This window comes from Clostridium sp. CMCC3677 (genome assembly GCF_023845585.1).
Classification (GTDB): domain Bacteria; phylum Bacillota; class Clostridia; order Clostridiales; family Clostridiaceae; genus Clostridium; species Clostridium aquiflavi.
In genome coordinates, this window is sequence record NZ_JAMQHS010000013.1 from 1 (window position 1) to 23,145 (window position 23,145).

Genomic DNA, 23,145 nt, shown 5'->3' on the forward strand with positions numbered 1-23,145 from the left:
GTTTAATCTTGACTTACTCAAATAAAGAATTGCTGGTTTATTTTAATGTTTCTTGATTTCTGTTCAATTTTCAAAGACCAAATTTTCATTGTTGACTTTCTTGTCAACTTTTGTTTTATTGTGTCACCCTTAAGCGACTTCATCAGTATAACATTTTGTTACTTTTCTGTCAACATTTTTCTTTTAAAAAACTTTCTTTATTTTTACTCTCAAGCTCTGCTTAAAGAGAAATTAAATCATTTTTTTAAATTTGTTAACTTGTCTCAAGGACGTGTTTTATCTTACCATATATTTTTTAGCTATTTAGACTTATTTCTCGTATTTTCAGGGTTTAAGTCCCTAATTATTCATTATTCTGCTATTTTTTTTATTTTTCTACTATTGATACACGTGGTTTAGTATTCCCCATTCTATTACATTATTATCCTTTATTTCATATAGTTTCATCTATATTATTTATTATCAACCTATATTTTAACATTATATACTATATAAATAGACACTAAAATTATAATTGTAAACGTAATTAAAGTTTATTGACATCCTTAATATAAGATTATATAATTATCTAGACGTGTTACTGTTAAATCAGGCATAAGTTTTCTTAGATAGAGAAATCTTATGCCTTTTTTTATTAAACATTAATAGTAATATGCTTATATTTTTTAATATGTAGGTAAAAATACAATATACAAGTACATAATGTAGAGAAAGGATGTGAATTATCCTGGTTAGTCAGGATATAATTTATGTTTGGATTATTTAAAAAGAATAAAAAAGAAGATAGCAATTTAAAATTAGTAGCACCTATTACAGGTAAATCAATTCCTTTATCAGAAGTTCCAGATCCAGTTTTTGCTCAAAAAATGGCTGGAGACGGTTTAGCAATAGAACCTTCTGACAATGTAGCTGTTGCTCCTGCAGATGGTGAATTAACTTTAGTATTTAATACTAAGCATGCATTTGCAATGACATTAGCAAATGGTATAGAACTTTTAGTTCATATTGGTATCGAAACTGTATCTTTAAATGGAGAAGGATTTGAACAATTAGTAGAACAAGGAACTAAAGTTAAAGCTGGAACTCCTATAATAAAATTTGATAGAGAATTTATCAAATCAAAAGGACTTCCATTAACAACTCCTGTTTTAATAACTAATGTTGATACATTAAAATCAATAAAAGCTACTGAAAATGTAGATACTGTAGCTGGTGAAACTTCAATAATAGAATATACTCTATAATTTTTTTAAAAGATTCACAAAATTTAAATGCCCTAGTAGATAACTTAATATTTATCTACTAGGGCAAAATTTTTATAAACTAATTGTATAAACTAATTACTAACTAATACCTAATATATCATTAATAGCGTTTTTATATCCGTCAGCTTTAGCTCCAAATATAGCTTGGATTCCATTACCCACTTCCATAACACCTGCTGCACCTAAAGTTTTTAATTCAGCTTTATCAACTTTAGCTTTATCTTTAACTTCAACTCTAAGTCTTGTTATACAAGCATCAACACTTACAATATTTTCTTCTCCACCTAATGCTGCTAATACAGCTGGTGCTTTTTCAACTATTTCACTCTTAGCACTTCCATTTTTGCCTTGGAAATCAGCTTTAGTGTATAATTTAGTTTCTTCTTCATTTTCATCTCTACCAGGAGTTTTTAAGTTAAACTTCTTGATCATGAATAAGAATAAGAAATAGTAAACTACTGCATAAATTGCTCCTATTAATAGAACCATAAACCATTTAGTTGGAACTCCTGCTCCTGCTGGAAGTAATCCAAATAAACTAAAGTCAATTAATCCACCTGAGAATGTCATTCCTATAAATACATTGAATATATCCATTAACATGAATGATAAACCTGCTAATATACAGTGTACTCCGTATAATACTGGAGCAACGAATATGAATGTAAATTCTAATGGTTCAGTAATACCTGTTAATAATGAAGTAATAGCTGCTGCTAATAATAATGATCCAACCGTTTTTCTCTTGCTTGGAGCTGCTGCTCTATACATAGCAAAAGCCGCTGCTGGTAATCCAAACATCATGAATGGGAATTTACCTGCCATAAATCTTGTAGTTCCACCAACTATTGTTGACATAGTGTCAGCTGATGCACCTACTAAATCAGTCATGCTTGATAATTGAGCAAAGTATGCTGTGTTAGCACCTGCTACTGTTTGCCAAGTTCCATTAACTAATATTTGACCATCAACAAATGATCCAAACCAGAATGGAGTATAGAATACATGATGTAATCCAAATGGAATTAATGCTCTTTCAATAACTCCATAGAAGAATGTTCCTATAAATCCTGCATTTCTAACTGCATTAGCTATAACTCCAATACCATCTTGAACTATTGGCCATAAGAATGCTAATATAGCTCCTACAACTGCCATAGTAACTGCTGTTATTATTGGAACAAATCTTGATCCTGAGAAAAATCCTAATATTTGTGGTAATTGGATTTCATGGAATCTATTATGTAATATTGCTGTAATAATACCTGTGATAATACCACCAAACACTGACATGTTTAATGTAAATATACCTAAGTTAGTTGTAATATATGTTGCGTATTTACCAATGCTATCTGGAGTAAGGACTCCTAATTGAGTAACTCCTAAAGCAAGTAATGTTGAAATAACTTGATTCATTACTATAAATCCAAATACTGATGCTAATGCTGCTGTACCTTTGTCTTTTTTAGCAAGACCTACTGCAACACCAACTGCAAATAGTATTGGCAAGTTTCCAAAAATAATATCACCTATATTTTTCATTACTGTTAATATAGCAGTAACTGCTGGAATACTAACAAATGCTATAAGTGGTTCATAAACTGCTGGTGGGTTATTTAATCCTGCAATTCCAAGTAAAGCTCCACCAACTCCTAATAATATACCTGCGATTGGTAGCATTATAGCTTTACCTATTCTTTGTAAATATTGAAGCATAATAATTCCTCCTAAACTAATTAAATAAAATAAAATTAAATGTTATGTAAGTATATATTGCTATTTTTAGCTGACCAGCTAAAAATTATGCAAATAAAAAAGACTTAAATATAAGCCCAGAAAAATTTATTCAATCAAAAACAGTATTGTAATAAATTTTTCTTTACTTATATTAAGTCTTGCCTGCTTTACCAGTTACACCTTAATTATATAAACATAATATCATATTATTTCCCATTTGTAAAGGTTTAATTATTTTTAGATACTTTGAATCTTTCAACATGAATAGTTAAAAATGCAACTTCATCCTTTGTAACCTTCACTTTAAGTTCATCTTCAATAATCTTAGCAATTCCTTCTGATATTGAATATGATTTCTTATATGTCTTCTTTATAATTCTAGATAAATCATTATGAACACATGTATTATCCATTATTCTTTGAAGTGCAAATTTAATATGCGTACAAAATCTTGCATAATCTAAAGATTTTTTGTTTATTTTTATTCCTAATCTATCTTCAACATATTCAGCTATAGTGCTACTTAAATAAGTATTTTTTATTGTATTAGAAAGTTTACCATTATTTAATGAAGAATGTATATGAAGCGCTATAAATGCAACTTCTCCATCAGGTATCATTACATTTGAATAGCTCCCAACTCTTTCTGCCACTATTTTAGCTAATCTGAATTCTTCTGAATATAAAGTTTCTGTCTCAACTAAAAAAGGATTCTCTATTTGTTCATCATTTTTCATTCTTTTAACTGCAAAAAATAAATGATCTATTAGACCAATGTGTATATGTTCATTTAATTCTTCATTCAATTGTTTAGATATTTCATATATAGCTTCTTCACAAACTGCAAAGAATTCATCATCAATTTTTTCTATCATACCTTGAAGGCTTTTTATATTTTCCTTGTTTTCTATGGTAAATATTTTTTCTATTTCTGTATTTTCAGGTATGACATGACCCGGCTTTTTACCAAATCCTATACCTTTAGCAAAAAGTATTTTTTCTTTATCAGATGAATCAACTAAAACTATATTATTATTAAAAACCTTTGACACTACTTCGCTTTTATTAAGTATTATTGTCATTTTACTATCCTTTCTATATACAAAATTTATTATTTATAATAACTCATAATTAATTATATCATTAAATTTAATCATAATTCGTATTTTTTTAACAAAGTAACTGTATCACGCTTTATTAGTTAAAAAAATTGAAAGTTTCAATAAAAAGCGTACATACTTTCTAAAAATATATATTTTATTTAGATTGTTTTCTATAAAATTCCTCTTTGGTAATATAATAAGTAACATGATCTTTCCACTGACCATTAATAAATAAATATTTCTTATTTATACCTAATTCATTAAATCTGCAGCCTTTTAATACACCTTTTGATTTTTCATTTTCTAATAGTGCTGACGCTTCTACTCTATGCAGATCTTCTTCAGTAAAAAGATAATCTATAAAAAGATTAACAGCTTCTTTCATATATCCATGTCCTTGCTCTAGCTTATCTATAGAATATCCTAAGATACCATTTTTAAAACTTCCAAAAACTAAACTAGATACTTTTATTTTTCCAATGAAATTATCATTTTTAAATATACCTACTTCAATAGAACTTCCATTTAAAAATTGTCTATAACTTTCATTTAATATATCTCTTTGCCCATCCAATGTATAAAAATTATTATCTCTATTAGGTTCAAATGGAGCTAGATACTCCTTGTTTCTTATGTAATATTCCAATAAGTCATTTGCATTTCCAGGTGTTAAATTTCTTAATACTATATTTTTGCCTTTTAATTCTATAAATAAAGATTTTATTTTATGATTATACTCTGTACGAGTTATTCCAAATGATAATTCATCTAAAAATTCACCCTCATGATATTGATTTTCACTAAATATCCCCTCTAAAGTAAACCCTAAATCTAAAAAGGAACTAATCTCTATTCCCTCTACAGTTTTAATATTAATTTTAAATATATTTAAATCCTTAAATACAGCCCTAAGAATCAGTTTTAATGTCTCTTTTAATAATTCACATTTACAAGCTTTATAAAAATTAAGTTTAATATCACATTTTTTGCTTGAATCAGCAAACTCTATTATATAAAATCTACCAATAATTATATCGCTTTTATCTTTTATTATATATTCTTTCTTTGATAACTTACTTACTTCTATTTTAACCTTCAAATTAGATTCCATCAAAATTCTCCCACTGCATTTAATTGAAATAGCACTTACATTTATTAATGAAAGTGCTACCTTATATATATTATAATATTTTTAACCTGCGTATACCATAGGTGTTGGTGAAATTAGTTAATTTATTTAATGAGTATATAACCTAAATTTCATATCCTTAAAACAACTAAAGATCTTTAAACTTGTACCTGTAAAAATTTACACCCCAGGGGTGAATAAAAAATTATATGTTTATTTTTTAAACTTAATTTAAAACCTTTTATGTTAAATTGAACTTCAAAATCACATTCTTTAGAATCTTCTTTTAAAGCTATATTAATTGTGCTACATATTCTATAAATCCATATAAAATCCTCTAAATGATTTTATATACTACTCTCCATTATCAACTTTCAACTAAAAAAAGCCAGAACTTTCGCCCTGACTTTTTAATGTGTTAAAAATTGATTTAACTTTATTGAATAAATGTTAACTCACATAATTCCTAATTATCTTAATAATTGAAGAACTGCTTCTGGTTGTGACTTAGCTTGAGCAAGCATTGCTTGTGAAGCTTGGCTAAGAATGTTATTCTTTGAGAAGTTCATCATTTCTTTAGCCATATCAACGTCTCTAACTCTTGATTCTGCAGCTTGTAAGTTTTCACTTGAAGTTCCTAAGTTATTGATTGTATGTTCTAATCTATTTTGGTATGCACCAAGTTTTGATCTTTCAGTTGATACTTGGTCTATAGCTTTTTGTATTATTGTAACTGATTTGTCTGCTGATTTAGCATTACTTACATCTATACCATCAACACCTAAAGATTTAGCTCTCATATCTCCTATTGATAATGCTATATTTTGACCTTCGTTAGCACCTATTTGTAAGTTTGCTCCTACTGAATCAATTTTAACATTTCCTTTAGTAACAGTACCTGCTGCTTTTAAGACATCGATTTTTAATCCTTCAGCACCTGCAATTTCATCTTTAATTTCTATAGAATTACCTTTACCTGTAATATCTTTTCCACCAACTGTGATTTTTGCATCTGTTCCATTGTTTACTGTAGCAGCTACATCTTTTCCTGTTGCAGCAACATCATCTGTTATTTTTCCTAAGCTGACAGCTGATCCAGCTTGATTTGCTGTTATAACTAATTTATTACCTGCTGACGCTGTTGCAGTTGCATCTATTCCTTCTTTCTTTAAGAAGTCATTAACCTTACCAAGTATATCTGCTGTCTTAGTCTTTGCTGCTAACACAAGTTTTTTATCACCAATTTTTAAAGTTACATCAGCAGCACCAATATCTGCATTAGTAGCTATAGCTGTTGTTGATTCTTCTCCTGTTCCTACTACTGTTTTTGTTATTGCAAATTCTGTATCAACCTTAGTTTTATCTGAAGATCCAGTAACTTTAACTACATCTTTAAGATCATCTCCTAAAGTAGCCTTTACATCAGTTTCTCCATTTAATAACTTCTTAGTATTGAATTCTGTAGTATTTCCGATTCTGTCAATTTCTGAAGTTAATTGGTTGATTTCTTTTTGTATTTGTCCTCTATCTGCATCATTGTTAGTATCATTTGATGCTTGAACTGATAATTCTCTCATTCTTTGAAGAATTGAGTGAGTTTCATTTAAAGCACCTTCTGCAGTTTGGATCATTGAGATACCATCTTGTGAGTTTCTTGTAGCTTGATCTAATCCTCTGATTTGACCTCTCATTTTTTCAGAGATTGCAAGACCTGCTGCGTCATCTCCAGCTCTATTTATTCTTAAACCTGAGCTTAATTTTTCCATTGATTTTCCACTGTTAACAGTGTTCATTCCTAGGTTTCTGTGTGCGTTCATTGCGTTCATATTGTGATTGATTATCATAATAAAATACCTCCTTGAATTTTGAAGTGGACATCCTTTTCCACCATAATTTATTTTTTTATATTTATAGAAACCCTTACGGGATAACTAACAGTTTTGAGTTGAGAATTGAGAGCGGAGAGTTGAAAGTGTGTTGATAATTTTTCTATGAAAAATTTTGAATTTATTAATATAAGTTTTTCTGCAACGAAGTGAAGAAAACTTCCTTAACTCTCCATTCTCCACTCTCAACTCCCTGCGTTGTGGGACAAAATCGAAATAAAAAAAGAGCGATCTTCATTAAAACTTAGCTTCCTGCTAATATTTAATGAAAATCACTCTTCCTGAGCTTGTACTATTATTAAATTTTACATAAAATATGAAAATATTATTTACTCATACTTTCGTATACTTCGCCTCTTACGATTTTAATTTCTCTTGGTGCATCAATTGCAAGTCTTAAATTGCCTTCTTCACTTCTTATTACTGCAACCTTTATTTTGTCATCTATTACTATATATTCACCTGGTTTACGACCTAAAACTAACATTCAATACAGTCCCCCTAACGCTTGTCGTATAAATAAAAAAATGGGAGCATACCCTAATTTCATTAGCTTCCTGCTAACTATAATAGGGTTATATGCTCCTCCTGAGTACTCTCATTGCATCTTGCAATGAGAACAATTTTTAAATTTAAAGTAAAATAACTTCTTGTTATTTTATAAGACAAGCCTCTTCCTGAGACATTTAAATTCATCCTGAATTATCTTATATTTATATTATCGTAAGATTTATTATCCACTTTATACTTATTTTAAAATTTTTTTCTAAGAGCATAAATAACTTTTATGGTAAATTATATATTATGTAACTCGCTCATTCTAATTATAGCATATATATGATTTTTTTCAATAAAATTCTATTTTTACATATCTCTATTTAAAACAAATAAAAAAATACCACTCAATTAATAAAATTAAGTGGTATTTTTAACAAATATTAAATAATCTCTACATTATATAACGCTAATATCATCTAAATTATTTATGCCATTTAAAATTTCAATATAATCAACAAGAGCCACCTTTATATTTAACTCTTTAATTTTATCTAATTTATCTTCTAAATATGATATTTTATCTTTAATATTAATTTTCTTATTTTTAATTATAGTTCTTATATCTTCACGTATTTTATAATGATTATTATTGTCTAACCAAGTGTATAAATCATATATATTAGTAACTAATAATCTATTAGAATTTATATAATTTATTAATTCTTCATTATCTTCATCAAAATTATTAGATTTTAACTTTTCTTCAATCATTGTTGATATAAGAATATTATTTCTTATTAAATCATAGTTTGGCTTCATTCCATCTATTAATTCTTCCATAGTTCTTAATAATTCTATCGTTACGCCTTCATTCATTTCTATAAGATCTTTTTTAGCATCCATAGCTTTATATTGTAATACAAATCTACTTAATAATAGTCCAATAATAGATCCTATTATAACATACACAATTCTATTGATACTTAAAACAGCTGTTCCACCCATAAGTGCTGCAGAACCTATTGCTGATATTGTAACGCATATCATATTATATTTATATTCCTTTATATATCCACTTATATATCCAGCCATCATAATAATCATAGTTCTCATAGTTAAATCTTTAAAAATGTAAAATAAAGTTGCAATTATAGCTGTACCTACAAATGTTGATAATATTCTATACTTAAATTTTTCTTTAGATACTTCATAATGTGGTTGAACCAATGAATGTATAGTGAATATAATCCATCTTCCCTCTGATAAATTAAAATAATCCATTATAAATCCACCAATAGCAACACCAAGTCCTAATCTAAATGCATAAGAAAATCTTAGAGAATCTAGTGCAAAATGTTTTTTAAAAATATACATTGCTTTAAATTGGTTTGGTATTTCATCACCTTTATTAATAAGATTATATTTTTTCTTATCTAAACCTTTTAGTTCATATAAGCTAGTTTTTAATAAATGTAAAGAATTAAGCATTCTTGCTATAATAATGTTATTAGAATTTTTTACATTATATTTTTCTAATAGTTCATTAAATAATGCATCTAAATTTTCTAAGTTATTTTCATCTTCAAAACATATTTTCACATTATCAATTGATATTATTATATCGTCTTCTATTTCTTTTATTTCATTGATTTGTTCAATATCATCGCCTCTTTTAACTCTTTCAATATCATCTAAGAGAGCATTTAATTTATCTAATGATAGGGAAATATTTAGTTTTATTCTACTTTCTTCTGTTATATAAAAATGCTCTGCTCTTTTATCATAAATAATTTTTCTGAATTCATTTATAGAAGATTTTATTTCATTATCTATTTCTTCAAATGACTCATTATTTCTAATAGCTCTAATCTTTTGTAACATACTAGTACAACTTTTTGCTAAAAGCTTATTACCTTTTTTATAAACTCTGTTTCTGTTTGCTATTAATTGAATTGCCATAATAGATACAGCTCCAAACGCTAATGATAATAATCTTAATGGTAATTTATCAGCTGTAACTGGAAAAGAAAACATAAATAAATACTGAAGTGTAAATGGAATATAGCTAGGAGAATTTAAGTTATAGCATAGTCTATATGCTATTATAAATAGACTTATAAAATTAAGCGGTATGGCTAAGAACATATTGCTTGATGCTAAATACGTAATTATCCCCATTAAAACATTGAAAACCATTAGTCCTACTGTATTTTTTACAGGATTTAATGTTAAATCTTTTGTCAAGAATAATAGCATGCCCGTTATGGTAGTAACTCCTATTAATATATTGTCATCTCCGAATATAGTTTTAAAAGTTATTACAAATACCATTATAAATATAAATAATATCGTTTGTGATACTATTTTCTTTTTCATTTAATCACCTTTTTTCTTTTGATTTTTAAGAGTTAAAAAGCATTTTACCATAAAATAAAATATCATACAATATTTTATTATCGCATGATATTTTTATGTTTTTTATAAAGTTATCAACACTATCCACAATATGTTGTTGATAACTTTTGTTAAAATACTCAACATATTGTGTAGTATGTAAATTCCAGTTAAAATTAAGCTCGTTATTTATTACACATTTTTGTCATATACTGGCCTATATGATAGAAGCACAAAATTAGTTTTCTAATCATATATTCTTTCAAGTCTTTTCTTAAAGCATACTTAAAAAACAGAAAAATAAAATATACATTATTCTTATTTTTACATTTATAGACGTTTTATATTATTTAAAAATAAAAACTAGTGTATATTTGTATACTATTCACTAAACATAAGTAGAATCATTAGATATTATACACTTATTTCAGTTATTTAATTTATAAAACATTTAATCCTACTTTTATTGTGGATAAAATAATTTTTTTACTTAATTACTTAATTCCTAAAATATCTTTTATAACTTCTCCTGCAATTATCATTCCTGCAACTGGTGGCACAAAAGATATACTTCCAGGTATTTGTCTCCTAATGGCACATTTTTTAGTTCCCCCTGTACAAACACATCCTGTTTTACAAGTAACAACATCTTCTACTTTAGGTTTTAAAGGAATTTCTTCCGAATATACTACCTTTAACTTTTGTACTCCTCTTTTTCTTAATTCATGTCTCATTACTTTTGCTAATGGACAAACGCTTGTTTTAAAAACATCTGTAACTTTAAATTGAGTAGGATCCAATTTATTTCCTGTACCCATAGAACTCATTATTTTTATATCATTTTTATAACAATACTCTGCTAATCCAAGTTTTGCTGAAACTGTATCTATTGCATCTACTATATAATCAATATTTTCTGGAATTATCTCAGATATATTGTCTTGAGTGACAAACATTTGATGAGTTATAACATTACAACTCTTATTTATAGAAAGAATCCTTTCTTTCATAACTTCAACTTTAGACTTACTTATAGTATTATATGTAGCATGTATTTGTCTATTTAAGTTTGTTAAACAAATAGTGTCATCATCAACTAATATTAACTCTCCAACTCCGGCTCTTGCAAGTGATTCAACAGTGTAACTTCCTACTCCACCGATTCCAAAGACCATTACCTTACTATTTTTTAATTTATCTAAACCATCTTTTCCTATTAACAATTCTGTTCTTGATAAAGAATGTTGTGCTAACATTTTCTTCTCTCCTTATAATTTTAATTTATATTGTTTAAAATTCCCCTATTAAATAAATCATATTATAAAATTTCTACATTATATAAATTTAGTTTCTTATATAAAAAGATAAATTATACTATGAAATCTTTCGCTCATATTATATCATAAAATAAGAGTATTCTACTCAACTAACTTGGATATAATTTTAACATTAATTAATATTAAAATTACTATTAAGTTTTTCTTTTAATGTTTATAATATAAATTATAACTTAACAGAATGTAATTTATTTTTAGGAGGATTTTTATGACAATTGGAATAATAGCTGCTATGGCAGAAGAATTAGAAATATTATTAAAAGATTTAAATCTTGAAGAAAAGAAAGAAAAAGCAAACATGATTTTTCACAAAGGAACTATAAAAGGTAAAAATGTTGTTGCTGTTGTTTGCGGAATAGGTAAAGTAAATTCAGCTGTATGTACTCAAATATTAATATCTGAATACAATGTTGATAAAGTTATTAATGTTGGTGTTGCTGGTGGTATTGGAAAAGATATTTACCCAGGCGACATAGTTGTAGCTGAAAATTTAGTACAACACGATATGGATACTTCAGCATTTGGAGATAAGATTGGGCAAATTCCAAGACTTGATACATTTGATTTTAAATGTGACAAAGACATGGTTTCTGCTGCAAAAAAATCTTGTGAAGAAATATCTGAACTAAACAGCTTTACAGGAAGGATAGTTTCTGGAGATCAATTCGTTGCTAACTTAGAAAAAATTCAATGGCTTGAAAAAGAATTTGGCGCTATTTCTTGCGAAATGGAAGGCGCTAGCATAGCTCAAGTTTGTTACTTGAATTCAATTCCATTCGTAGTTATTAGATCAATTTCGGATAATGCAAATAACGGAGCTCATATGGATTACGAAAAATTCACTCCAATTGCAGTTAAAAACTCAACTAATATACTTAAAAATATGTTAGAAAAACTATAAGAACAAAAGGTCCCAGCTGGTGACAGTCACCAGCTGGGACCTTTTTTAGTTGAGAGTAAACTTACTTCATAGTAAAATAATCAGAAACTTGAACCTTACAGTTTCCCAAGTTATCACTTATTTTTTGAGTATCATAAATTCTTGCAAGCTTCATCTTAGCTGCTCCACTTTTAATCCAGTTATATCCTACATTTTTAAATTCCAATGTATTAGTATTACCATCACAGTAAACAGTTTTTACATATGCACTATTATCAGATTCAAATCCATATAATACATAAGTTCCTTCTTCAAAGTTTCCCTTACCTTGAACTGTACAATTAAATTTACTATCTTCTTTTTTAGTACATGCATTAGTTATTTCATTAGTTAATTTATCTTTACTTACAACTTGCATCTTAGATGATTTAAGACTTGTCCCTTTATTATTTTTAATTTGTGATACTATATAATCATTTTGATTCATTTCTCCTAATATATCTGTTATAAAAATAGTAGCTTTTGAACCATTTATTTTATCCGGCTTATCCCATTTTATAGTATCTACAATCTTATTATTTGAATTATACATTTCACATTTCACATCATATTCAGCGTTATTTTTAATTTCATAATTAAAAGATACGTCTTGTTTATCTATATTTAACTTAGATAAATCTGAATAATTTGAATTTGAACTACTATGATGCTTTTTAGAACCGCCTGACTTTTTTTCTGTATTATCATTAACTTTTTCCGTATCATTTTTTTGTTCAGTTCCATAATTAGTGTTATTTGCATTTTGGTTTGTCGTTACATCTATATTTCCTTGAGCAAATTCTTTAGCTATCTTAGGAACTTCACCACTTACACATTCTCCACTCTCAGAGAAGATATATGTTTTTCCTTCAATAACAACATTACCTTTTTGCATAGCTCCAGTTTCACTTAATGAATAAACCTTATTATCAACCTTAACTACACCAGTTTGCATTGCTCCAGTTGATGAGGTATAATACCATTTTCCATTATCACTTACCCAACCTGTCTTCATTATGCCTGAACTATCAGCATAATACCATGTTCCATTATCATTGATCCAACCAATTTGCATTGCTCCACTTTGAGAAGTATAATACCAATTTCTACCATCATTAACCCAGCCTGTCTTCATTGCACCTGAAGCATCTGTATAATACCATGCTCCATTATTATTTACCCATCCTGTTTTCATATAACCATCTTGTCCAAAGTAATACCATGTGTTATTTATATTTTCCCAGCTAACAGAATAAGAGCTTCCCTTATCATTCCACCATCCATTACTATCTTGCTTCCATGCTGCTGATGCTCCAACTGGAGATACAGAAGCCACAATTGATAGTGCCATTACCGCTGCTATAATCTTTTTTAATCTAGCACTTTTCATAAAATTTTACCCCTTCCATAATTTCAACTCATATTATTTTTAAATCCACTGAACTTTTAGATTTAATAAAAATAACGTCCTTAACCTACCATTAAGTTTAAAACTGATTAATAATTTATTTAATAAAAAAACTTACTTAAACCTTATTTGAATTCAATTCATTAACAAATTAAAAATCATATTTGTTTTTTGTATCTACATAAATATGAAGTAACTATTGCTGTTATTGGAACCGTTAATATTATTCCAATACTTCCTGCAAGTCCTTGAATTACTTCTGTCCCTATTACATCTAGATTCATTAATCTATTAAAAGTCATATTAGAAGAATATATTAAAATAAGTAGATTTAAAGAGCCTCCTGCAAAAGCTAAAATTAAAGTATTAGCCATTGTACCTATTATATCTCTCCCTATATTCATCCCACTTTTAAATAGATTACTTATTGACATATCTTTGTTTATAGAATGAATTTCAAATATAGATGAAGATATTGACATAGCTACGTCCATTACAGCGCCTAAAGCAGATATTAATATTCCTGCAAACATTATTCCTCTTATTTTAAGACCTGTAGTTTCAGATATATACATAATGCTTTCTGCATCAGTCAAATTTACTCCTGAAAGATTAGCCCATAGTCCAAATACATAAGCAAATATACCTGCAATAATAACCCCCGATAAAGTTCCAAGTATCGCTGCTGTACTCTTTCTATTTATTCCTGATATCAATATAAGAGTTATAGTTATACTTACAACTGCAACTATAAGTGATGATAATATAGGACTTACCCCTTTAAGCATTAATGGTAACATCAAATATATAACGCAAACTATTGTAAATATTAACGATACAATTGCCTTAATTCCCTTAAATCCACCTATTAATAATATTGAAACTAAAAATAACATTCCCATAGTTATTAATACATGACTTCTTGTAAAGCTTGAAATCATAATATCATTTATATTTCCATCTTTAATATACAACGCAGCTATAACTTTGCTACCAGTCTTTACCTTAGTGTTATAAAGCCTACTTATATTATTAAGTACATTGTATTCACTATCTTTATATGGTCCATCTAGAATTTTTAATTTAACTTCCTGATAACCTAATTCTATATCATCGATATACTTGTCCTCTTTAAGATTTTCCTTGTTAACTTGAATTACTTGTGCTTTATAATATTCAACACCTCGGTTTGCCTTATCGTCTATAAATCCACCAGTAAATATAAATTTTGATGAATATATAATAGCTAAGCCTAAAACCAAAGTTACTATTATGAATATAATATCTATTTTATATTTTTTTATCTCCACAGAAAAACGCTCCCCTTATTTCACTATACAGAAGGACATTGTTAATGAGTGTTTAATATAACTATCTCTTTAACTAAATATATAATTTATTTTTCACAAAACTTTCTTTATATAAACATAGCTCAAAACTAAATGCCTTCTATAATAATGATTTACTTCTTCTAATATTAATTATCTTTTACTTCTTAAGTTTAAAAATTAATTAACTCTATTTCTTGTTAAGTTTTTGTTTTCCCAATGTTTGCTCACAACATTTTCTTGAAATTTAATTTCACCAGTATTTCTTACTCTTAATCTACCACCTTCAGGATCCCATGATGCTAACCCAATTGCTGAAACTTTATCACCAACTTCAATGTTCTTATCCCATTTACCTAAAGATTCTTCTTTATTTATTCCGTCCCAAATATATCCTTCAACATATACTCTTGATATACCTGATCCATCATCAATATATAGGTTTTGCTTGTCCGTTCTTATAACTTTTCCTTGTACTTTAACAAGTTTTCCACCATTAATAGGTAACATACTATCACCTGTTGAAAGATCTATAGGTTCTACATCAACTATATTTTCATCTATTAATTTAACATTTTTAGATTCAATATTTCCTGATACAGGTCCAGCATTTCTATCTGCTAATGAAATTTCAAGTTCACCTTGATAAGCATCAACTACACCTGTAATTCTAACTTTTTGACCAACTTTTAGCTTAGTACTAGATACTCCAAATATACATGCTCCACCAGTTTCATCTGAAATATATACAACTTCAAAGAATGAATTCATAGGTTCTACAGCTTCAGATTGTGAAGTAACATATCCTTCAACAGTAACCTTTTTACCATATAAATCTGGTGTTCCATCATTATTACTATCTTTTCTGATGTCACCTAACTTAATTGTTTTAGTTTCCTTAGACGGCATCATCCAATTTACAATATTATCTGTAATTTTTATATTAGAATATTTTTCTCCATTAGTACCATCAATCTCAAAATCAGAGAAGAAAGTATTTCCTGAAACTACTATTTTTGCACCATTACTTAACTGTTCAACCCCCATTGTATTTACGCTTCCTTTAGGAACTTCTACATTATCTTTATCACCATCAGCATCCTTTGTTTCAGTAGTCTCAAATCCTTTAACTAAGAAATCAACGCCCTCATCATTTGCCCCATCTGCTAAAATTACTGATGCACCATTATAAAAACTATATTCATCTTCACCATTCTTAACTCCATTAAGTAAATTGTAGTTTGGTGAATCATAATTTTTTAAATATAATCTATATTTTTCTTTTCCGCCAGTAGTATTATCAATTACTTCATCATCATTTACTCTTAACTTAGTTCCTATAGCTTCTAAAACAGAATTCATTTGACTTCCATTGCTATATTCACCTTTTCCATCTTTATAGTCTGCTCTAGTTGATACTATTACATTTCCTCCATTTTCTACATATCTCTTTATGGCTTGTATTTCACTATCCTGAAATTTACTTGCTTTTAAATCTCCATTATCAGTGCTTTGTGGATTTGTAAGAACTAATATCTTAACATCTTTTAAAGTTTCATCAGTTATCTTCTCTTTATTTATTACTGTTAGCCCATCTTTTTCTGTTAATAAACTCTTAAATGCAGTATATTTTCCAGCATAATCACCTGTTACATATTGATTATAGTGAGCTCCATCAACTAATATCTTTTTAACATTCTCTGGATTTACAATCTTTACTTTAGCACTAGTAGTAAATGTTTTTTCTCCCTTATCTAATTTAACAGTTGCTTTTGCGTATAAAGTATATTCTCCTTCTTTATCTGCTTTCCAATTAAACTTAACATTCTCTGTTTGAGTACTTCCTACCTTTTCAACTACTTTTTCACCTATTTTATTATCAGAATTTATCTTATCCTTAAAGAATTCAAACTTAACATCCTTAACTTCATTTTCACCATTATTGAAGAATCCAACATTAAGTTCTACATTTTCACCTGGTAATGTCATATCAGTATCAACAGATGCATTTGATAACCCAACATTTAAAGCATCTCCAACCCAAACAGGAGAAGTTACTGATATATCCTTGTCTTCTTGCACGACCTTAACATAATAGTAACTATATTCTGGATCTAAAGTTAATTCCCAGTTAGCATCATTAGAATTGAAAGTTTTAGATTCAACTTCAACTCCACCATTAGCAATTATTGAAACTTTCTTTATCTTATCAGTAGGATCATTTGCATTTATCTTAAACTTAAGCTTATCCTCATCTCCTAAAGAACTTCCCATCACTTCATCATTTACTGTATAATCTATTGTCATATCAGTATCTTCTGAAGCATATACTCTCTTTTCTCTAAGAGCATCATATATAGATTCTCTTGAATTATCATCTGCAAGTACTATTGTTCTAGCATTATTAGATGTAAACCAATTTCCTTTATGGTTATCTTGGCTGTTAGTTGGAGCAACATGCCATCCTTTATCTAAAGCTCTTGTATAATACTCGTAACTTGGGAAATATCCTGATCCTCTTATTGAACCTTCACCATTACCTACTTCAATTAAGTTTACATATTTGTCAGCACCTTCACTATAAAATCCAAAGTCAGCAAAATCACCAAAAGTCTTGCCTGGGTGGTTTAATTGAGATATTGATTGAGGCTGAGTTTGAATAGTCTTGTAGTAATTTTGTAAATCCATGGCTTTATTATTTCTTGTCTCAAATCCTGGTGTATTGAATGTATTTATATGACCCCATCCGCCAGTAGAACCTGACCATGTCATTTCATATCCATAAATAGCTGTAAAATCTCCAGGTTTATTATATTCATCAGCTATTTTATGAGCTTGTGTCCACTTTTGGCTAACTGATCCATCTGCTAAATTTGCATCTTTATCATTATCAAACCAGTTTGAATGGTCTGTTACTGCATAATAATCCGCTCCGTTTTCCTTTACCCATTTATAAGCTTCATCTAGTGAACCGCTTCCATCTGAAATATTAGTATGTGCATGAAGTTGTCCAAATAAATGTTTTAATTTAGCATCAGAGTCAAATACTCTAAATGTCCATTCTTTAGTAGTAACATTATTAACAATATCCTTAACTTCCACTTTTACCTTATGTGATCCAAATGTAGGTTTTTCATTAGGTACATATTGTATTGAATCATTTTTTATTGTGCTATTTGCCGTAACATCTTTATCATCTAAATAAACTTTAACAGAATTTATATCTATTCCTTTATCAGACTTAATTGAAGCTTTTATTTCAGAAAACGCTTCCATACTTACTCTAGAATTTTCTCCTGGGAGCATATCATATATTTCAGGTGCAGTACCATTTGTAACTTTCATAGAATAAATATCTGTCTTAGTTTCGTCATTCTTGTCTTTAGCATATATATAATATTCCATACCTTTTAAATCTAATTTTTCTTTTGGTAAAGTAATACTATATTTATTATTTTCGCCTTTTACCATTTCTAATTTTTCAAACTTTTCAGCTCCAGTAACTTTATAATAAAAATCTACATTACTAATTTCAATTCCAGTTAAATCTGCTTCTACATTTAAATCTTCATTTATATCAGCGATTTCAATATTCTTATGAGTTATACCTACATCTGTTTTAATAAAAGTACATGATTTTCCATAAATTTGAATAGCATCATCAAATCTCCCCATAGTACCTTCAACATTTACTCTATCACCAACCTTTATACCAGATGGATTACTAAAAATATCTATAGTTTCATCATTTTGTTTTAATAAAAAAATTTTTTTACCTTTACTATCCTTGCCTTCATCAACAATTGCATTTTCTATACTTACATATTTTGAATCATATTTGCCTGATTTTAGTTCTGAGATTGTTACAGTTTCTGGTTTTAAATCAGAATTTTCTTCAGTAACTTTAATTTCTTTTACTTGAAGTTGTGCTAATTTATGAAACTCACCTTTTTTACCTGTTACTTTAACCTTGTTTCCTTTTTTTACTTTATCAAACTTAAATTGAGTTCCAAAATTAGATATTGATATAGCGCCTGTATCATCTTCTATATATAATGTTTTACTTGAATCATTGAAAGAAACTACACCTTCTACAGTTGCTTCTTGATTCTTTTCTATTTTTAAAGCATCTTCAATGCTTATTATATCTTTTACTTCACTATCACTCTCAGTATTTTCTTCATTTTTATCTTTTTCATTATCTTCATTTACTTTTTCTGCACTCTGTACTCCCTCTTTTTCCGGCTCAATGTTATCGGTTACATTTTTTATGGAATCAAGTTCATCTTTTGAATTACTCTCTAAATTCTCTTCTGATTTATCCTTATCTACTTCCCCCTCTGAAGTTTCTCCTTTGCCTTTATCAGTATTTTCCTCTAAAGTTTCCTCTTTATCTGCTTCAACTTTATCTTCTAAAACTTTTTCTTCATTCTTTTCTTCCTTGGCTGCGTTTTCATCAACTTTAGTTTCTGAATTAGCTTTTGAAATTGAATCAATTATCTCATCAAGAGCAAAAGATTTTTCAACTGGCAAAATAATAGAAGTAGTTAAAACTGATATAGAAATTAATAATGCAAGTAGTTTTTTATTTTTCTTTAACATTACTTCCCCTCCCATTAATTGTAAATTATTTATAATTAATAGTATATATTATACATATTTGCATTTCAATAATTGAAAATATATTTACATAATTGAATTATTATCTTTCCAAAAATTGTAAAAATGTTATTTTTATAATAATATTTTTACAATTTTATCATTTCATTTAAACTTTACTAATAATCACATTATAATCTTAATAGTATTTTTGATAATTTATTAAGAGAAATAACTTATTCACAATTTTAAATTTATTCTCAACAATAATAAGACTTATTCTTATAAATTTGTGGATATCTTCTAAAATTTAAATCTTTAAAGTGTGGGGATAACTTGTCTTTTTCTGATAAAATTATATTTTCTATTTTTTCTAGAGAGCGGTTTATTATTATGTTCACTTATCTCTCTGTATACATATTTTTATTTTTTCTATTCTTTTTTCTTTTACTGATTCTATTTTAAATATTACATTTTCATATTCAATAACTTTTTCTTCTATATCCTCAGGTATTCTTCCTATAAAATTGATTAAAAATCCACTTATAGTATCGCAATCTTCTGAAACTAACTGTATGTTAAGATAATCATTTAAATCATTTATAGGCATTAATCCATTAACTATAAATGTGTTACCATCTATCTTTTGTATATAACATTCCTCTTCATCATATTCATCATCTATATTTCCCATAACTTCTTCTATTAAATCTTCTATTGTAACTATACCTGAAAATCCTCCATACTCATCTATTAGTATTGCCATATGCTTTTTAGAGCTTTTAAGTTCATTAAATAGATCATCAATATTTTTAGTTTCAGGTACAAAATATGGTGAATGTAGTATTTTTCTTATATCTACATTTTCAAAGCCATATTTACGTGCTTCAAGCATAAAATCTTTCATATATAATATACCTATAATATTATCTATATCCTCTTCATATACAGGCACTCTAGAATATTTTTCTTCTATTAATTCATCTAAATATTCTTCTAATGGTTTATTTATATTAATTAAGTATACGTCTGTTCTTGGTGTCATTACTTCATCTGCCAATTTATCATCGAACTCAAATATACTGTTTATCATATCTTTTTCTGTTTCATTTATTACTCCATGTTCTTGACCTACTTCTACTAATGACCTTATTTCTTCCTTAGACACTTTTTCATCTAGTCCATCTTTATCTAGACCTGATAATCTAACTAATATATTAGTTGATGCAGAAAGAAGTTTTATAAATGGAGCTGTTATTTTAGATACATATAATATAGGTCTTACAGAAAACATTGCGATAGCTTCAGATTTTTTAAGTGCTATTCTCTTTGGAAATAATTCTCCAAATACTAATGTTATATAAGATATAATAACAGTTACTATTATTAATGCTATTTTATTGCTATAAGGTATATTAAGTTTACTTAAATAACGTGCTAAATCTTGTGATACTCCAGTAGCAGCAGAAGCACTACTGAAAAATCCTGCAAGAGTTATACCCACTTGTATAGTAGATAAAAATTTAGTGGGCTCATCCATAAGTTTTAATAAAATTATTGCTTTCTTATCTCCATCTTCTGCAAGAAGTTTTATTTTATTTTTATTTAATGACACTATAGCCATTTCTGCTGACGCAAAAAATGCATTAACTAACGTTAAAATTACTATTAAAATTATTTGTGAAGTTATATTCACAGACCCAACTTCTGGTTGCATTATTATATTCCTCCCCAATTTATATAATATAAAAATCATGATAATGCCATATATAAAATATTTATATATATTTATATTGTTCCTAATTATATATTTTAATTATTCATAATTAGTTTCAATAGTTTAGTTAAAATTATCTTATACAATAATTTACAGCCGATATAATTTTCTAATGAGCAACTGCACTTAAATGGCTGCTAGAATAAGTTGATAAAAATGAGGAAAATAAAAAGGAATAAGGCTTTTCAATATTTCTCTTCAATACTCTTGCAAGCGTTGAAAATCAATATCTTACCTTATTCCTTCTAACCCATTATTTTATCTATAATAGCCCTTTTTATTAATTACCTTTGATTTCCTCTGGTATTTTCTGTCCCTTTTTCTCTTCTTAGTCAGTCTGTTTTATTTAGCTAATCTTTATTTTGCAGAGACATTTATTTTAATTTATGAACAAATAATCCGCTTCTTAATTTAGGTTCAAACCAAGTAGATTTTGGAGGCATTACTTCTCCAATATCTGCTACTTTCATTATATCTCTAACTTCTGTTGGATACATTGAAAAAGCTATTCTCATATCAGTATTTGCTCTGCGTTCTAATTCTTTTAAACCTCTTATTCCTCCAATAAAATCTATTCTAGGTGATGTCCTTACATCTTCAATACCTAATATTGGAGTTAATAAATTATTCTGTAGTATTGATACATCAAGACTTAAGATTGGATCTTTTTCATTAAAAGTTCCTTCTCTTGCTTCTAATACATACCACTTATTTTCTAAGTACATGCCAAACATGTGCTTTTTATAAGGTCTAAATGGCTCATTAGTTGGAGCATCTGATATATCAAATTTATCTCCTAATTTATCTAGTAACTCATTTTTAGTTAATCCATTTAAATCTTTAACTACTCTATTATAATCCATTACCATTAAATCATTATCTGGAAATGCTACTGCTAAGAAATAATTAAATTCTTCTTCTCCAGTGTAATCAGGATTTTCTTGTCTTCTCTTTAATCCAACTTGAACGGCCGAAGCTGATCTATGATGTCCATCTGCTATATATAAATAATCTATTTCTTTAAACAAGTCTACTATTTCATCTATTATGATTTCATTATCAATTGCCCAAACAATATGAGTAATTCCGTCTTCTGACACAAAATTATATAGCGGTTTTCTTTTACTTTCATTTTCAATCCATGCTTCAATAATTTCTGATGCAATTTGATCTTCTTTATAAGTTAAAAATATAGGACCTGTATTTGCATCACAGCAATCAACATGCTTTATTCTATCATCTTCTTTATCTTGTCTAGTAAATTCATGTTTTTTTATAACACCATTAAGATAATCATCAATAGATGCGCAAAATACTATTCCTGTTTGAGATCTTCCATCCATTATTTGTCTATATATGTACAGACAAGGATTAATATCTTGTATATACTCACCATCATCAATCATTTTATTTAAATTGTCTCTGGCTTTTTCATAAACCTTTTTATCATGTACATCTATTGAAGGATCTAAATCTATTTCTGCTCTATCAATATGAAGGAACGAATATTGATTTCCCTTTACCATATCTCTTGCCTCTTCACTATTCATAACATCATATGGCAGAGCTGCTATTTTTGATGCTAATTCTCTAATTGGTCTAATACTTTTAAAAGGTCTAACTACAGCCATTTAAACTTCCTCCTAATTATTTAAAGTATTTTTATTTTAGGCTCTGTTTTAAATATATCAACACTCTGTTAAAACACGGCCTCTTTTACTTCTATTGTAAACAATTTCACTCAATTAATAAACTACTTTATTCA

General features: G+C 27.7%; 14 protein-coding genes. 2 read left to right on the forward strand and 12 right to left on the reverse strand.

What is annotated here, in order from left to right; translation table 11 throughout:
- The first annotated feature begins 749 nt into the window (after positions 1-749).
- Positions 750-1,244 (forward strand): PTS sugar transporter subunit IIA, encoded by a 495-nt coding sequence (locus tag NG901_RS14480; protein WP_252216035.1) that lies wholly within the window; start codon positions 750-752, stop codon positions 1,242-1,244.
- Positions 1,245-1,343: 99 nt separating this feature from the next.
- Here the strand turns inward: NG901_RS14480 and NG901_RS14485 are convergent, their stop codons facing one another.
- The 7 genes from NG901_RS14485 to NG901_RS14515 form a co-directional block, all read right to left on the reverse strand.
- Entirely contained in the window at positions 1,344-2,981 is a 1,638-nt protein-coding gene (locus NG901_RS14485) for a PTS transporter subunit EIIC (protein WP_252216038.1), read from the reverse strand.
- Between the two features lie 248 nt (positions 2,982-3,229).
- Positions 3,230-4,084: a glucose PTS transporter transcription antiterminator GlcT gene (gene glcT / locus NG901_RS14490; RefSeq protein WP_252216041.1), complete on the reverse strand. Its 855-nt coding sequence runs from the start codon at positions 4,082-4,084 to the stop codon at positions 3,230-3,232.
- Between the two features lie 175 nt (positions 4,085-4,259).
- A complete protein-coding gene (locus NG901_RS14495; RefSeq protein ID WP_252216051.1) occupies positions 4,260-5,216 on the reverse strand; it encodes a GNAT family N-acetyltransferase in 957 nt (318 codons plus the stop codon).
- 488 nt (positions 5,217-5,704) lie between these two features.
- A complete protein-coding gene (locus NG901_RS14500; protein WP_252216053.1) occupies positions 5,705-7,078 on the reverse strand; it encodes a flagellin N-terminal helical domain-containing protein in 1,374 nt (457 codons plus the stop codon).
- A 367-nt stretch (positions 7,079-7,445) separates the two neighbouring features.
- Positions 7,446-7,607, reverse strand: coding sequence for a carbon storage regulator (locus tag NG901_RS14505; protein ID WP_252216056.1), 162 nt, complete (start codon positions 7,605-7,607; stop codon positions 7,446-7,448).
- 467 nt (positions 7,608-8,074) lie between these two features.
- Entirely contained in the window at positions 8,075-9,994 is a 1,920-nt protein-coding gene (locus NG901_RS14510) for an FUSC family protein (protein WP_252216060.1), read from the reverse strand.
- Between the two features lie 512 nt (positions 9,995-10,506).
- Positions 10,507-11,268: a tRNA threonylcarbamoyladenosine dehydratase gene (locus NG901_RS14515; protein ID WP_252216063.1), complete on the reverse strand. Its 762-nt coding sequence runs from the start codon at positions 11,266-11,268 to the stop codon at positions 10,507-10,509.
- Between the two features lie 289 nt (positions 11,269-11,557).
- Between NG901_RS14515 and NG901_RS14520 the strand changes: the two genes are divergently transcribed.
- Positions 11,558-12,250, forward strand: a complete 693-nt coding sequence (locus tag NG901_RS14520) for a 5'-methylthioadenosine/adenosylhomocysteine nucleosidase (protein ID WP_252216067.1) — start codon at positions 11,558-11,560, stop codon at positions 12,248-12,250.
- Between the two features lie 61 nt (positions 12,251-12,311).
- Here the strand turns inward: NG901_RS14520 and NG901_RS14525 are convergent, their stop codons facing one another.
- The 5 genes from NG901_RS14525 to NG901_RS14545 form a co-directional block, all read right to left on the reverse strand.
- The gene (locus NG901_RS14525) at positions 12,312-13,658 is read right to left on the reverse strand and encodes a cell wall-binding repeat-containing protein (protein WP_252216069.1); all 1,347 of its coding nucleotides are present in this window, start codon (positions 13,656-13,658) and stop codon (positions 12,312-12,314) included.
- Positions 13,659-13,834: 176 nt separating this feature from the next.
- Complete coding sequence (locus NG901_RS14530) at positions 13,835-14,986, reverse strand: YibE/F family protein (RefSeq protein ID WP_252216071.1); 1,152 nt, start codon at positions 14,984-14,986, stop codon at positions 13,835-13,837.
- A 198-nt stretch (positions 14,987-15,184) separates the two neighbouring features.
- On the reverse strand, positions 15,185-19,606 hold the full coding sequence (locus NG901_RS14535) for a CehA/McbA family metallohydrolase (protein WP_252216072.1): 4,422 nt from the start codon (positions 19,604-19,606) through the stop codon (positions 15,185-15,187).
- A 394-nt stretch (positions 19,607-20,000) separates the two neighbouring features.
- Positions 20,001-21,320, reverse strand: a complete 1,320-nt coding sequence (locus tag NG901_RS14540) for a hemolysin family protein (RefSeq protein WP_252216074.1) — start codon at positions 21,318-21,320, stop codon at positions 20,001-20,003.
- Between the two features lie 434 nt (positions 21,321-21,754).
- Positions 21,755-23,011, reverse strand: coding sequence for a DUF1015 domain-containing protein (locus NG901_RS14545; protein ID WP_252216076.1), 1,257 nt, complete (start codon positions 23,009-23,011; stop codon positions 21,755-21,757).
- Positions 23,012-23,145 lie beyond the last annotated feature (134 nt).

Coding starts and splice junctions, on each gene's coding strand:
- NG901_RS14480 (WP_252216035.1), top strand. CDS start 750: ATGTTTGGATTATTTAAAAAGAATAAAAAAGAAGATAGCAATTTAAAA.
- NG901_RS14485 (WP_252216038.1), bottom strand. CDS start 2,981: ATGCTTCAATATTTACAAAGAATAGGTAAAGCTATAATGCTACCAATC.
- glcT (WP_252216041.1), bottom strand. CDS start 4,084: ATGACAATAATACTTAATAAAAGCGAAGTAGTGTCAAAGGTTTTTAAT.
- NG901_RS14495 (WP_252216051.1), bottom strand. CDS start 5,216: ATGGAATCTAATTTGAAGGTTAAAATAGAAGTAAGTAAGTTATCAAAG.
- NG901_RS14500 (WP_252216053.1), bottom strand. CDS start 7,078: ATGATAATCAATCACAATATGAACGCAATGAACGCACACAGAAACCTA.
- NG901_RS14505 (WP_252216056.1), bottom strand. CDS start 7,607: ATGTTAGTTTTAGGTCGTAAACCAGGTGAATATATAGTAATAGATGAC.
- NG901_RS14510 (WP_252216060.1), bottom strand. CDS start 9,994: ATGAAAAAGAAAATAGTATCACAAACGATATTATTTATATTTATAATG.
- NG901_RS14515 (WP_252216063.1), bottom strand. CDS start 11,268: ATGTTAGCACAACATTCTTTATCAAGAACAGAATTGTTAATAGGAAAA.
- NG901_RS14520 (WP_252216067.1), top strand. CDS start 11,558: ATGACAATTGGAATAATAGCTGCTATGGCAGAAGAATTAGAAATATTA.
- NG901_RS14525 (WP_252216069.1), bottom strand. CDS start 13,658: ATGAAAAGTGCTAGATTAAAAAAGATTATAGCAGCGGTAATGGCACTA.
- NG901_RS14535 (WP_252216072.1), bottom strand. CDS start 19,606: ATGTTAAAGAAAAATAAAAAACTACTTGCATTATTAATTTCTATATCA.
- NG901_RS14540 (WP_252216074.1), bottom strand. CDS start 21,320: ATGCAACCAGAAGTTGGGTCTGTGAATATAACTTCACAAATAATTTTA.
- NG901_RS14545 (WP_252216076.1), bottom strand. CDS start 23,011: ATGGCTGTAGTTAGACCTTTTAAAAGTATTAGACCAATTAGAGAATTA.